Source organism: Acidimicrobiia bacterium, from assembly GCA_040289475.1.
Lineage (GTDB): Bacteria > Actinomycetota > Acidimicrobiia > ATN3 > PSLF01 > PSLF01.
On record PSLF01000005.1, the window covers coordinates 1 to 12,826 of the forward strand.

The following is a 12,826-nucleotide window of genomic DNA, read 5'->3' on the forward strand; positions in this document are numbered from 1 at the left end:
GTCCTGTAGCTGGAGGGCATGTCCAAGACGCAACGAGGGGCTAGGGAGAGGAGGTGTTCTCTTCCGAGAGGAAGTCTGCGCTTGGCGGGCGGCTTTTCGGTACCAAACGTTTTAGAAGAGCGATCGTTCTATCGCAGCTGTTTGTAGGGAGGCTTAGGCGATGAAGCTAGAGTACGGGGCTCACGGTCAAGAGCCACGTAATTGAGTCGTTAATTTGACGCTAGGTAGAGCGACTTATTATTGTGCATTGCTTCATAAGCGCGTTTAGGTGTTTCGGTGTCATGAACCACCTGTCAAGAGTTGGGGCCCCGGGACCATTGACGGCCAAAGACGAACAAGCGAGGTCTGGTAGGCCGAGGTTCGCACCGCCCTCGCGCCGGCCAATCGAGGGCTTTGGTAATGCTCTTACCACTGCCGTGGAGATTGTCGTAGTCACAATTGTCGGATACGTTATTGGGCAGCGGGTGTGGGGAGCGTTTGGTGGCGGCGTAGGGCTGGTGTTGGGGGCTGTCGCGTCCTTCGTACGCTTGTACTACAGAGCGGGGTTCTACGAGTCACCCCTTGCGCGGTTGAAGCACGAGGGGGAAGGGCGAGATGCGTCAGTACCGGGAAACAGGCGTGATGAGTTCCCCAGAGATTCGAATACTTAAAAAGATAAGCATTGCCGCGGCGATTATGCTGCCTAGCGCAATTTTGGTCTCGGTTGTGCTAGGAGGGCGGCGAACAGTAGTTTCGGTTGCAATCGGGGGCCTTGTAGCCTTCCTTGTCCTAGCAGTCACTGCATATAGCGCGGCCATTTTTAGTGGGATAGATGACAGAGCTATTGCTGCATCCTATACACTGGGCTTCTTTGTGAAGCTCGCTATTTTGACCGCCTTGTTGGTTTTCATAAAAAAACTTGAGTATGTTTCAATTCATATTTTGGCAGTGTCGATGGGTGTTTCTTACTTAGCATTACTGGGGGTAGGAGCCATCGGGTATGGACACCGAGTTGAAAAAACGGAGTCATCCGTATCAGGTGAACCAGAGGTCGAAAGAACATGAAGATTCCTTCAATACAAGAGCTCTTCAATTTCCCACCGCTGGTTGAGGTCCACATAGGGCCATTGGATTTTTCTATCAATAGAATCGTCGTATTAATTTGGCTGGCAACGTGTTTTACTGCTGCCTTTTATCTGATTGCTTTTCGAAGGCCGAAGATTGTGCCAACTGGGTTACAGAATCTGGCTGAGGCAGTCGTTGACTTCGTTCGCCAGGGTATCGTGTTTCAAGTAATGGGACCAGAGGGAGAGCGGTTCGTACCTTTCCTGACGACACTGTTCAGTTTCATATTTACTCTCAACGTTTTTGAGATCACACCTCTTATCAATATGCCAGTTTCGAGTCGCATGGCTATCCCCATGCTCCTAACTCTCGTTGTTTATGTAGTTTTCAATTTCGTTGGATTCTCCAGGGGGCCAATCTCCTACCTCAAAGGCGTTCTCTTTCCTCCGGAAGTGCCCCTTCCTCTCTATCTGCTTGTAACCCCTATTGAAGCAATATCTGTTTTTGTTATGCGACCAGTTAGCCTTGCGGTTCGACTGTTTGCCAATATGGTGGCTGGTCATATTATTCTTGCAATATTTTTTGCTACTACGGCGGCCACTTTCTGGCCGATAAAAATCACTTCTCTATTCACACCACTGCCCTTAGCATTCTCGATAGTCCTTGTAGGCTTTGAGCTGTTTGTTTCCGCCCTTCAGGCGTATGTATTTACAATTTTGTCAGGCCTCTATATTGCTGACGCAATGCATCCGGCCCACTGATCGCAGCAGGATTGTGGTGTCAATGGTGAGGGACATGGAATCGGGTATACAGCGAAGGAACTTTTTGTAGACCGACCCATTGACTCGAGACTTATGTGGCGGAGAGCTAGAAACTAGAAAAAGGAGGAACGGCGAACATGGACAAAGCGGCCGCAGCGCTGATAGGAGCGGGGCTCGTATATGGACTCAGTGCCCTCGGACCAGGAATCGGCATCGGGATAGTGGTGAGCTCAGCGATCAATGCCATGGCCCGTCAGCCGGAGGCTGCCGGTAATGTCCGTACCACTATGTTTTTGGGGATAGCGTTCACTGAGGCGCTTGCTTTATTTGGTCTATTGCTCTCGTTCATTATTCAAGGTGCGAGCTGAGTTTGTGCCAGATTGTTCCAGCTAGAGGAACAACGTTGGGTAGCGCAGTGTGCAGCTTTTGGAAACAAACTTTCAAACGCGTTTTGATATGCACAGATATGTGAGATCATAGCTTATACAGGAGCAATTCTATGCGATCTGCTTTAGTAGTATTAGCGGCTGCTGCGGAAGGAAGTGCAGGAGGCGGAGGAGCCGATTTACTGCTGCCCCATACCGAAGAGCTTATCTGGGGAACTATTTCTTTTTTAGTTCTCTTAGGTGTCTTGCTCAAAATAGCTTTTCCAGCGGCAAAAAAAGCACTCCAACAACGTGAGGATAAAATCCGTACCGACCTCGAAAAAGCCGAAGAGGCGCGCCAGGCAGCTGACAGCTTGCTTGATGAGTATAGGTCGCGAATAGCTAAAGCGCGCGAGGAGGCAAACACAATTCTGGAAGAGGCCCGAAAGACTGCTGAGGGGTTGCGCAAAGAGATCCTCGCTAAGGCAGAGGCTCAGGCCAACGAAATTGTCCAGCGAGCAAGGGTCGAAGCTGAGAATGAGCGTCGACAAGCTATGGCCGACGTGTATCGGGAGGCAGGAAAAGTTGCCGTTGAGCTGGCTGAAAAGATAGTAGGAGAAGTGATAGATTCAGACCTCCAACGCCGGCTAGTAGAGCAGTACATCAGAGACGTTGAGGCATTAGCATCGTCGACAGAGTGAATAGACAGAGTGAATAAGGGATCAAGCACAGATTAATGATGGATACGTCAAGCAAGGCTTACGCATCAGCAATACTGGCTATCGCAAAAGCCGAGGGCGAGGTGAGTCAAGTTCAAGATGAACTGTTCAGGTTTGCCCGAATCCTGCAGCAGCAGGGAGAGTTGCGCATGGCGCTTACTGATTCAACTAGACCTGTGGCAGATCGTCAAAACCTCCTCTCGCAGCTGTTGGAGGGTAAGGTTAGCAAGTCATCAATGGCGGCTTTGAGCCTTCTTCTAGGATCCAATCAGATAAAAAAGCTAGATGAGATAGTGGAAGCCCTAGTGCAACTTGTCGCCGACGAGATTGATTGTGTTCCTGTTGAAATTGTAGTTGCAACACCCATCTCTGACGATGAGCTTGATCGGTTGGTTCGCGCACTTTCGAAAGTGTTGGGCAAAAAACTCACTCCCCACGTGTCGGTAGATCCTTCGATTTTGGGCGGCGTAAAAGCTCGTGTGGGAGATGAGATCTTTGACGGATCTGTGAGAGGCCGTTTGGAACGGGCCAAGCTGGCGATGGCATCGGTCCGAATGGAGTAGAGATGGCTGAACTAACGCTCAAACCTGACGAAATCGGGAAAGCACTTAGACGATATGTGGAGGACTATAAGCGTGGTGTCGAGGCCGAACAGGTCGGATTCGTAAGAGAGGCCGGTGACGGCATCGCCCGCATCACTGGACTTCCTAACGTGATGGCCTCCGAGCTTCTGGAGTTCTCGAACGGGGTAATGGGATTGGCCCTCAATCTAGAGGAGGACTCTGTCGGGGCAGTCATCCTCGGGGATGACTCCGGAATCGAAGAGGGAGACGTCGTCCGCTCGACCGGGCGCATTTTATCGGTGCCGGTTGGGGATGGTTTATTGGGACGGGTGATCAACCCTCTAGGAGAGCCTCTCGATGGCAAAGGGCCTATTGAGGCATCCGAGTACAGGCGGCTCGAAATTCAAGCTCCTGGCGTAACCGATCGTCAGCCGGTAAAAGAACCCCTTCAAACTGGAATAAAGGCCATCGACTCCATGACTCCTATTGGTAAGGGGCAGCGAGAGCTCATTATCGGAGACCGCCAGACAGGTAAGACGGCTATAGCGATCGATACGATCATCAATCAGAGGGACAAGAACGTAAAGTGCATCTACGTGGCTATTGGGCAGAAGGCATCTACGGTGGCCGGCATAGTAGATGCTCTGGTCGAGAACGGTGCCATAGATTACACGGTAGTAATTAACTCGCCTGCATCGGACCCGGCCGCCTTTCAGTATCTGGCACCGTATGCTGGGTGTGCCATTGGGAACCATTGGATGTACAACGGCGAACATGCATTAGTGGTCTACGACGACTTGTCCAAGCAAGCCGTTGCATATAGACAACTTTCGCTGTTGCTGCGCCGTCCCCCAGGAAGGGAGGCCTACCCTGGCGATGTGTTCTACCTCCACTCCCGGCTTTTAGAGCGGGCGGCCAAGCTCTCTGATGAGATGGGCGGGGGGTCGCTGACAGCTTTACCAATCATCGAAACCAAAGCCGGGGACGTGTCGGCTTACATTCCGACTAACGTGATCTCTATTACTGATGGCCAAATTTATCTGGAACCAGACCTTTTTTACGCCGGCGTGCGTCCTGCAATCAACGTAGGAATTTCTGTTTCCAGAGTTGGAGGCAACGCGCAGATCAAGGCGATGAAGCAGGTCGCTGGAAGACTCCGTCTCGACCTTGCTCAATACCGCGAGCTCGAGGCGTTTGCCGAGTTCGGATCCGAGCTCGATAGAGCTAGTCAAATGCAGTTAGAGAGAGGCAAACGGGTAGTCGAAGTGTTGAAGCAGCCCCAGTTTCAGCCTATGGCTGTTGAGGACCAAGTTATATCTCTTTATGCGGTTACAAACGGACACTTTGACAGCTTACCGGTCGAAGAGTGTCGCAGGGCTGAGGCAGAGCTGTTGGAGTTCGTACACCGTAACTATCCCGAGATCCCGAGTCACATCGCTACCGAGGGGACGCTACCAGATGATGTCTGTGCAACGCTTAACAAAGCCATTGAGCAGTTTCTAGGGTCGTTCACATATGACCAGACGGTTCCTATGACCCCATCTCAGGAAGAGCCCGAAGTAAGGGAAGAACTGGATCCTGGCCCGAGGCTTGGGCAAATCTGACCCGAACGAGCCACCTCGGTTGGTAGCAACCTTTGCTAGATAACTCAGTAGATTGGTAACCCTGTAGATAAAATGGCGACGGCGAAGCTAAGGCAGATTCGCAGGCGCATCCGGTCGGTCCAGTCGACCAGGAAAATTACTCGTGCCATGGAGCTAATTGCAGCGAGCCGAATTAGGAAGGCTCAGGCACGTGTCGAGGCAGCCCGTCCTTACGTACAAAGACTGGTAGAGGTTGTGCGCGATCTCGCCGCTCAGAGCGGTGTGGCCCAGCACCCGCTCTTGAGCGAGCGTGAGGATTCATCGGGAGTTCACGGGCTGGTTGTCGTGACTTCTGACAGGGGCCTTTGCGGGGCATACAACGCCAACGTTATGCGCCTATTAGAGGGGGCCATTGAGCGACTCGGTGGCATAGAGAACGTGTCGATATATGGTGTAGGTCGAAAGGGCCTCATGTATACGAAGTATCGAGGGTACCCGGTCGCGTACGAGATGGTTGGAGTTACTGACAAGCCTTCCTACCAGCAAGCTAAGTCACTGGCGGAGGTTCTCGAATCGGCGTACTTGTCTGGAAAGCTCTCTAGAGTAACCGTAGTGTATACGGAGTTTTACAATTTGGTTGTTCAACGTGCCGAGGAGTTCCAGCTTCTCCCCATTCCCAAGTCGGAGCTCGCTGGAGGAGAGGGTTTCAAAGGAGAGTTCCTATTCGAGCCATCCCCCCAAGAGATACTCAGTGCCTTGCTCCCACGCTATGTCGAGAGCCGCCTCTTTGCTGCTTTTCTCGAGGCCTCGGCATCCGAGCATGCTTCTAGGCGGAAGGCTATGAAAGCAGCAACGGACAACGCAGACGAGCTTCTTCGAGTCTTGGGGAGGATTCATGCTCGTGAGCGTCAGGCCGAGATCACGACCGAGATAGTGGAAGTAGTGAGCGGAGCTGAGGCACTGAAAGAGAAGCAGCTTGAGGCAGCTGGGCGAAGATGACTAGCTGGAGACGGTGGAGCATTCTGGGCAAGTGTAAATGATATGGGTGAAGTCCGGGGTGCAACGGCGGAGACGCTCCGCTGGCTTACTCCGTGCGCGCTAGTGAGCTACAGGCGTGACGGTGATCGAAAAGATTGTCCTAGCCGTTAGCTATGACCATGCAAGAGAGAGTGAGTCGATGAAAGAGGAAACAAAAAACAACGATCTTCCGGACGGACGCGTAATTTCCATTACGGGTCCAGTGATAGACGTGGAGTTCCCTCCGGGACATCTTCCAGAGATCAACACAGCGCTAGAGGTGTATCGCGAGTTAGAGGGGGAGCGAGAAAAAATTGTGTGCGAAGTCGCGCAGCATATCGGTGAGAACCGTGTTCGGGCGATCGCGCTCAGGCCGACCGATGGCCTCGTGAGAGGGGCGAGGGTAATCAACACCGGGCATCCAATCACGGTACCTGTGGGTCCGGAGGTCTTAGGCCACGTCTTCAATGTCATTGGCGAGACCATCGACAAGACGGCCATCGAGGTCAAAGAACGCTGGCCAATTCATCGTGAGCCGCCCCGATTCGAGGATATCGAGGCCAAGACCGAGATGTTCGAGACCGGCATAAAGGTGATAGACCTCCTCGAACCATATGTGAAGGGAGGCAAGATCGGCCTATTTGGAGGTGCTGGAGTTGGCAAGACCGTTTTGATCATGGAGATGATTTACCGAGTAGCCACTCACCATCAAGGTGTTTCGGTCTTCGCCGGCGTCGGGGAGCGCACGAGAGAGGGTAACGATCTGTGGCTCGAAATGAAGGAATCTGGAGTTCTAGACAAAAGCGTACTGGTTTTTGGCCAGATGGACGAGCCACCCGGAGTACGCCTTAGGGTAGCGTTGTCCGCTCTTACGATGGCGGAGTACTTCAGGGATGTGGAAGGACAAGACGTTCTCTTGTTTATTGACAATATCTTCCGTTTCACGCAGGCAGGCGCGGAAGTTTCGACGCTGTTGGGGCGAATGCCGTCGGCAGTAGGCTACCAGCCGACGCTCTCTGAGGAAATGGGTGAGCTACAGGAGCGGATCACGTCTACTAGAGGTCACTCGATAACGTCTATGCAGGCGATATACGTGCCGGCAGACGACATCACCGACCCAGCACCTTCTACGACTTTCGCTCATCTCGACGCAACTACTGAACTTTCTCGACAGATCTTTCAGTTGGGAATATATCCGGCGGTGGACCCGCTCGCCTCGACGAGCCGGATATTAGACCCGCGATACGTCGGAGAGCGTCACTATGGAGTGGCAAACCGGGTCAAGCAGATTCTCCAGCGATACAAGGATCTCCAGGACATAATAGCGATCCTCGGAATGGACGAACTCTCAGAGGAAGACAAGTTAACGGTCCAGCGTGCAAGAAAGATTCAGCGCTTCCTTTCCCAGCCTATGTTCGTCGCGGAGCAGTTCACCGGGATTCCAGGTAAGTTCACGTCTGTTGACGAGACGATCGAAGGATTCGAGATGATTTGCGATGGTAAGCTCGACGACTTGCCGGAGCAGGCTTTTTATATGGTAGGACCAATCGAAGAGGCCATTGAGAAAGCCAAGCAGATCGAGGCGGAGGCGGCTTGATATAGACCTGACTCTTTTGCCCGAGACTAGTTGTTCCGCAGCCTCCTTCGATCATGTCCTTTCCGGCCTTGGACGATCGCTTGAACGCACAAGAGAGCGAGAGCTGGATAGATGAGCTTTAGAGCTGAGGTAGTGACTCCCGAGTCCACGGTCCTCTCCGATGAGGCCGTCTTCGTGTTAGCTCGGGGTCTTGCCGGAGATGTCGGTATCTTGGAGGGACACGCCCCAATGCTCGTAGGATTGGGGACCGGTAAGCTCGAGGTTCACCGCCAAAACGGATCGGTAGAGAGATTCCTAGTTGATGGGGGATTCATGGAGGTTTCTCCTAATAAAGTCATTGTCTTAGCGGATGTGACCGAACACGAATCCGAGATAGACGTCGAGCTGGCGAAAAAAGAGCGAGATCGCCTTTTATCCCTGTTGGCAAGCGAGGAATCCGACATAAATCGGCGAAAGCTAAAAATGGCAGAAGCGAGAGTTGCATTAGCCGAGGAAGCTCGGGCCAGAGGCAAGTGAGGCCCGGACCGAACAGCCACTGCTTTTCAGCGGATCTCTATGGTCTCTATCTTCCATGAGCTTCCTTCGTAGGCAAGAGTTGAACGGATTTGTGCCTTGCCTGTGAATCCTCCCACCGTCACTGACAAAAAAAGCTTTTGACGGGGGCCGGTTCGTAGGACCTGCTGGTCCGTACGGTGAAATCCGGCAGGCGTACCCACCTTGGTTTGCACGTACTCTGCTATGGCCGAGAGAACTTTGTCGTCCATTGTTCCCTTTGCCTCTCCGGTGAGTAGCCCCGCCATCGATACAGTGTCTTTTCGGGAAGCAGCATCGATGAACTGTTCGACCACATCTTGAGCCCCTTCGGTTGTCGCCTTTTCTGGCGGCAGCCGGTGGGTAAGAAGAAGCAAGCACGAGCCTGTTGTTGCCCCTACAACCACGAGAGATGCAGCCAACGCTATTCGTAGCTTCATAGGAGTCGATGGTGTTGGCAGTCGTTCGATGTCGGTGTCTTTGGTAGTAAGCTTCACTGTACGCATGTTTTTTGAAGCCAGGGTCTTGACGCCAGTTCGAGAATCCTTTCGAGAGCCATGATCTCACAGCAAAAGCCCAGGGCAACGGGGGCCATCGGGATACTCACCGCGTTCATGCTCCTTCATCAGGCAGATCGTTTTCTAGTGGCACCACTGACTACTCCGATCATGGAGACTTTCGGTATCGGGGAAGATCTCATGGGGTTGACGGCGACTGCCGCAATAGCAGTCAGCATAGCTTTGCTTCCCCTTTGGGGATACTTCGGTGACAGGTTGTCGAGACCTTATGTAATCGCTGCTGCTTCATCGATTTGGGGAGTAACGACTGCGGCGAGCGCAATGGCGCCTTCATATAGATATTTTTTGGTTGCCAGGGCTTCCACTGGAATTGATGATGGTGCCTATCCCGCTGTACGCAGCTTGGTGGCTGATTATGTTTCGCCCGGGAAGAGGGCTCTAGCTTATGGAGTCTTGTCAGCGACTGCTCCGCTCGGGTACCTCCTTGCCGTAGTACTGGCTTTGGCGTTGCGGAAGCAGTTGGGCTGGAGGGGCTTGTATCTTCTCACGGGGGCTGCCGGGATACTCGTCGCCATCGTGATAGCCGTTCGTCTGCGCGAAATACGGCGTGGGGCTGCAGATGCCTTGGCTTTAGGAGTCCACCAACAAAAGGGACAAGTAGCTCGGGAACTTCCGACCGATCCTGATCCTGTGAACCAGTTTTCCTGGGCGGAAGTTGGCAAACTCGTTAGGAGACCGACGTTTTTGATCCTGGTGGCCCAGGGATTTTTCGGAGTCTTTCCTTGGAACGTCATTGCTTTTTGGTTCTTTAGGTATTTGGAGGTAGAGCGAAGACTTTCTGAATTAGCGATATTGACGGTGATGACAACCGCCATTTTGGCTATGTCGGCGGGAAATCTCATCGGGGGATGGATTGGAGATGCCGCAGACTCGCGAGTTCCAGCCGGCAGGATAGCGGTGTCGATGACTGCAGTGTTGTCGGGTTCGGCGCTGCTGTGGGCCACGCTGTCTGTGCCACATGAAAAACTCGTTTTATTCGTGTGGATGACAGCACTTACTGCCTTTGTAATCCCAATTGCCGGGCCAAATGTTCTAGCGACTCTGATGGAAATCTGTCCACCCGAGATACGAAGTACAGCCTCTGCGGTGCAGAGCTTCATGGAAGGGAGTGGCGCATCCTTTGCTCCACTCGTTGCAGGTGTCGTAGCCGTGCGCAGCTCCCTTGAGACAGCCATCGGCGTGGTTTCAATTGTCGCTTGGCTGGTGTGTGGCCTTCTGTTCGGACTGGCATTCTTTACGCTTGCGAAAGATAGACAGGCGGTAAGAGAACAACTTTTGGCTCGTCTAGAGTAGGCTAGCCTCAGTGTCGTGACCCACTATTCACCTAGACCTCCAAGGTGAATCGTGGACATATTGAATAAGACTTCCCGAGCAGTCTAGCTGGTGTTGCATACGGAAATGGCTGATAGCATCGAAACAGGCTTAGCGCTTCCGGCGAGCTGCTGGATGTCAGGGGATGATCGGCGATGAGCGTAGAGAAATACTCAGAAGATCAGGCATATGCGAGATGGAAAGAGCGCTACGACAGCTCCCCAAAGCGGGACGACGTTGAGTTCTCGACGCTGTCGGGTATTTCTCTCGAACCTCTCTACACGGTGGCTCACCTTGGCGAAGACCTAGTCGCTCGACTCGGATTTCCAGGAGAGTTTCCGTACACGAGGGGGGTGTATGCATCCGGTTACCGGACCAAACTGTGGACGATGCGGCTGTTTTCTGGTTTCGGTACAGCCGAGGATACTAACGAGCGGTACAAGTTTTTGCTGGCACATGGGGGAAGCGGTCTGTCGGTCGCATTTGATCTCCCTACGTTGATGGGGAGGGACTCGGACGATCCCCATTCTCTGGGTGAAGTGGGGCGCTGCGGCGTGGCGGTGGACACCGTAGAAGACATGAGGGTCCTCTTCGACGGGATCCCTCTCGGCAAGATAACTACTTCGATGACCATCAATTCGCCGGCGGCGATCTTGTTGGCTATGTACGTCGTCGTGGCTAACGATCAGGGATTCGGCGCCTCTGAGCTGGGTGGGACTATTCAAAACGACATTCTAAAAGAGTACATCGCGCAAAAGGAGTACTACTTTCCGCCAAGACCATCACTGCGGATTGTGGCGGACATGATCGAGTGGTGTTACCAGGAAATGCCCAAGTGGCATCCCGTTTCGATATCCGGCTACCACATCCGGGAGGCAGGATCTACTGCACCACAAGAGCTAGCCTTTACTTTGGCCGATGGCTTCGCGTATGTAGAGGCAGCCCTTGCGCGCGGTATGAAAGTCGACGACTTTGCTCCGCGACTTTCGTTTTTCTTCAACTCCCACATCGACTTCTTCGAGGAGATTTGCAAATTTAGGGCTGCGCGGCGGCTATGGGCGAGATGGATGCGGGATCGCTACGGCGCACAAGACCCCCGATCGCAGATGCTGCGGTTTCACACCCAAACTGCGGGGTGCTCTCTTACGATGTCCCAACCTGAAAACAACATTGTGCGAACGACTGTCGAGGCGTTGGCGGGAGTGCTGGGCGGTACCCAGAGTCTGCATACTAACTCGATGGATGAGGTGTACGCTCTTCCTACCGAGAGTGCTGCAGAAATTGCACTACGGACCCAGCAGATTCTGGCTTACGAAACGGGCGTTGCCTCTGTTATAGACCCGCTCGGCGGCTCTTACTTCATTGAGTCCCTGACTGACGAAGTAGAGAGGCTTGCCGAAGATTATCTGAAAAAGATCGATGAGATGGGTTCTGGGTCGATGCTAGAGGGGGTAGTGAGGGGCATAGAAAACAACTACTTCCAAAAAGAAATTGCCGATGCTGCTTACGAGTACGAGAGACAGGTTGTGTCGGGTAGGCGGGTTGTGGTTGGAGTTAACGCTTTCACTGAATCTGCCAGGCCCCCGATAGAGATCCTCAGGATAGACGATGACGCCGAGATAAAGCAGCAGAAGCGGCTAGCGGAGGTGAAGGCATCGAGAGATCCGAAGACACTAGAAGTTTCTCTGAAGAAGGTTGAAGAGTCCGCTAGGCAGGGGAGTAACCTCATGCCACCGATCATCGAGGCGGTGAGGGCGCAGGCAACCATTGGAGAGATCATGGAAACACTCGCCAAGGTATTCGGGCGCTACGTGGAGGATCCTGTATTGTGATCGTAGGAAAGCCCGGAGCGGCGATTGCAGAAACAAAAGATGGCGTTGCCTGGGTTGCCCTAGACCGCCCCGACAAGCGAAACGCTCTCGATGGCAGTGTCTGGACTGCACTGGGAGAGATAGGACAAGAGCTCTGTCAAGATTCTTCGGTTCGCGTAGCAGTCGTCTACGGAAAAGGAAAAAGTTTCTGCGCCGGCCTGGATCTTTCGGTTTTTGGGTCTCCAAGCTCAATGCTACTTTCTGGTGTCTTTCGGGAGTCCTCTGTTGAGGCTCCGAGTCCAGAAGAGACAGGGGATTCGATCGAGAGGTCTATCCAGAGCCTTCAAAATTCGATAACCTGGCTTTCCACAGCTCCCTTTCCAACCATTGCCGCGGTGCATGGCCATGCTCTAGGAGCGGGATGGCAGTTGGCGTTGGCTTGTGACTTCATCGTTGCGGCACGGGGCAGCCAATTCGGGATGTTGGAGACGCGCCTCGGGCTAGTTCCCGATATGGGAGGAACCGCTAGGCTCGTCCGAAACGCGGGAATCGCTGCAGCGAAATACTTGATTTTTACAGGAAAAAAGGTAAGAGCCGAAGATCTGTTGTGCCTGGGGCTGGTTGCCGAGATTGTAAACGAAGACGTTCTTATGAAGCGGGTCGGAGAGATCGCTCAAGACTTCTGCGAAAGATCCCCCACAGCGCTCAGAGAAGCCAAGCGCCTCGTAGAAGAAGCATTCTTGCAGTCTCTGCACCAAGCTTTGAAATCGGAGGCGGCTGCTCAAAAGTTGTGCTTACGATCCCCGGACTTTGCAAAGGCTGTCTCGGCATTCTTGCAGAAACAACGGGCGACCTTTTCTTCAGAGCCAGCAGAACGCTGAATAGGAGCTAGCTCCCGAGGTTGGTAAAATTTTTGCGGCGATGGAGTCCGCCCCCAACTGCCCTG

At 53.1% G+C, this 12,826-nt stretch carries 13 protein-coding genes; 12 read left to right on the forward strand and 1 reads right to left on the reverse strand.

Going from position 1 to position 12,826, the window contains the following annotated elements:
* The first annotated feature begins 594 nt into the window (after positions 1-594).
* The 9 genes from C4318_03775 (at position 595) to atpC (ending at position 8,165) form a co-directional block, all read left to right on the forward strand.
* Positions 595-1,044 (forward strand): hypothetical protein, encoded by a 450-nt coding sequence (locus C4318_03775; GenBank protein MER3454260.1) that lies wholly within the window; start codon positions 595-597, stop codon positions 1,042-1,044.
* Complete coding sequence (gene atpB, locus C4318_03780; protein ID MER3454261.1) at positions 1,041-1,805, forward strand: ATP synthase F0 subunit A; 765 nt, start codon at positions 1,041-1,043, stop codon at positions 1,803-1,805. The genes C4318_03775 and atpB overlap by 4 nt, the downstream gene beginning before the upstream one ends.
* 137 nt (positions 1,806-1,942) lie before the next feature.
* A complete protein-coding gene (gene atpE, locus C4318_03785; GenBank protein ID MER3454262.1) occupies positions 1,943-2,173 on the forward strand; it encodes an ATP synthase F0 subunit C in 231 nt (76 codons plus the stop codon).
* Positions 2,174-2,304: 131 nt separating this feature from the next.
* Entirely contained in the window at positions 2,305-2,871 is a 567-nt protein-coding gene (gene atpF / locus C4318_03790) for an ATP synthase F0 subunit B (GenBank protein ID MER3454263.1), read from the forward strand.
* A gap of 35 nt (positions 2,872-2,906) precedes the next feature.
* Positions 2,907-3,452 (forward strand): ATP synthase F1 subunit delta, encoded by a 546-nt coding sequence (gene atpH, locus C4318_03795; GenBank protein MER3454264.1) that lies wholly within the window; start codon positions 2,907-2,909, stop codon positions 3,450-3,452.
* Positions 3,453-3,454: 2 nt separating this feature from the next.
* A complete protein-coding gene (locus tag C4318_03800) occupies positions 3,455-5,056 on the forward strand; it encodes a F0F1 ATP synthase subunit alpha (GenBank protein MER3454265.1) in 1,602 nt (533 codons plus the stop codon).
* 72 nt (positions 5,057-5,128) lie between these two features.
* Positions 5,129-6,034, forward strand: coding sequence for a F0F1 ATP synthase subunit gamma (locus C4318_03805; GenBank protein ID MER3454266.1), 906 nt, complete (start codon positions 5,129-5,131; stop codon positions 6,032-6,034).
* A gap of 178 nt (positions 6,035-6,212) precedes the next feature.
* On the forward strand, positions 6,213-7,649 hold the full coding sequence (gene atpD, locus C4318_03810; GenBank protein MER3454267.1) for a F0F1 ATP synthase subunit beta: 1,437 nt from the start codon (positions 6,213-6,215) through the stop codon (positions 7,647-7,649).
* A gap of 111 nt (positions 7,650-7,760) precedes the next feature.
* Positions 7,761-8,165, forward strand: coding sequence for an ATP synthase F1 subunit epsilon (gene atpC, locus C4318_03815; protein MER3454268.1), 405 nt, complete (start codon positions 7,761-7,763; stop codon positions 8,163-8,165).
* Between the two features lie 26 nt (positions 8,166-8,191).
* On the opposite strand, the gene C4318_03820 is transcribed toward atpC, so the two are convergent.
* Positions 8,192-8,686, reverse strand: coding sequence for a hypothetical protein (locus C4318_03820; GenBank protein ID MER3454269.1), 495 nt, complete (start codon positions 8,684-8,686; stop codon positions 8,192-8,194).
* A gap of 51 nt (positions 8,687-8,737) precedes the next feature.
* On the opposite strand from C4318_03820, the gene C4318_03825 reads away from it, so the two are divergent.
* The 3 genes from C4318_03825 to C4318_03835 all read left to right on the forward strand — a co-directional run bounded on the left by C4318_03825 (position 8,738) and on the right by C4318_03835 (position 12,761).
* Positions 8,738-10,051 (forward strand): MFS transporter, encoded by a 1,314-nt coding sequence (locus C4318_03825; protein ID MER3454270.1) that lies wholly within the window; start codon positions 8,738-8,740, stop codon positions 10,049-10,051.
* A 173-nt stretch (positions 10,052-10,224) separates the two neighbouring features.
* Positions 10,225-11,901 carry a methylmalonyl-CoA mutase gene (locus C4318_03830; protein MER3454271.1) on the forward strand — a complete coding sequence of 559 codons (1,677 nt, stop codon included), beginning with the start codon at positions 10,225-10,227 and terminating at the stop codon, positions 11,899-11,901.
* Positions 11,868-12,761 (forward strand): enoyl-CoA hydratase, encoded by an 894-nt coding sequence (locus tag C4318_03835; GenBank protein MER3454272.1) that lies wholly within the window; start codon positions 11,868-11,870, stop codon positions 12,759-12,761. The genes C4318_03830 and C4318_03835 overlap by 34 nt, the downstream gene beginning before the upstream one ends.
* The last annotated feature ends 65 nt before the right edge of the window (positions 12,762-12,826 follow it).

Excerpts from the sequence above, each read along its gene's own strand:
- atpB (MER3454261.1), top strand. The coding sequence starts at position 1,041 with ATGAAGATTCCTTCAATACAAGAGCTCTTCAATTTCCCACCGCTGGTT.
- C4318_03805 (MER3454266.1), top strand. The coding sequence starts at position 5,129 with ATGGCGACGGCGAAGCTAAGGCAGATTCGCAGGCGCATCCGGTCGGTC.
- C4318_03775 (MER3454260.1), top strand. The coding sequence starts at position 595 with ATGCGTCAGTACCGGGAAACAGGCGTGATGAGTTCCCCAGAGATTCGA.
- C4318_03820 (MER3454269.1), bottom strand. The coding sequence starts at position 8,686 with ATGCGTACAGTGAAGCTTACTACCAAAGACACCGACATCGAACGACTG.
- C4318_03800 (MER3454265.1), top strand. The coding sequence starts at position 3,455 with ATGGCTGAACTAACGCTCAAACCTGACGAAATCGGGAAAGCACTTAGA.
- atpD (MER3454267.1), top strand. The coding sequence starts at position 6,213 with ATGAAAGAGGAAACAAAAAACAACGATCTTCCGGACGGACGCGTAATT.
- atpF (MER3454263.1), top strand. The coding sequence starts at position 2,305 with ATGCGATCTGCTTTAGTAGTATTAGCGGCTGCTGCGGAAGGAAGTGCA.
- atpE (MER3454262.1), top strand. The coding sequence starts at position 1,943 with ATGGACAAAGCGGCCGCAGCGCTGATAGGAGCGGGGCTCGTATATGGA.
- atpC (MER3454268.1), top strand. The coding sequence starts at position 7,761 with ATGAGCTTTAGAGCTGAGGTAGTGACTCCCGAGTCCACGGTCCTCTCC.
- atpH (MER3454264.1), top strand. The coding sequence starts at position 2,907 with ATGATGGATACGTCAAGCAAGGCTTACGCATCAGCAATACTGGCTATC.
- C4318_03825 (MER3454270.1), top strand. The coding sequence starts at position 8,738 with ATGATCTCACAGCAAAAGCCCAGGGCAACGGGGGCCATCGGGATACTC.
- C4318_03830 (MER3454271.1), top strand. The coding sequence starts at position 10,225 with ATGAGCGTAGAGAAATACTCAGAAGATCAGGCATATGCGAGATGGAAA.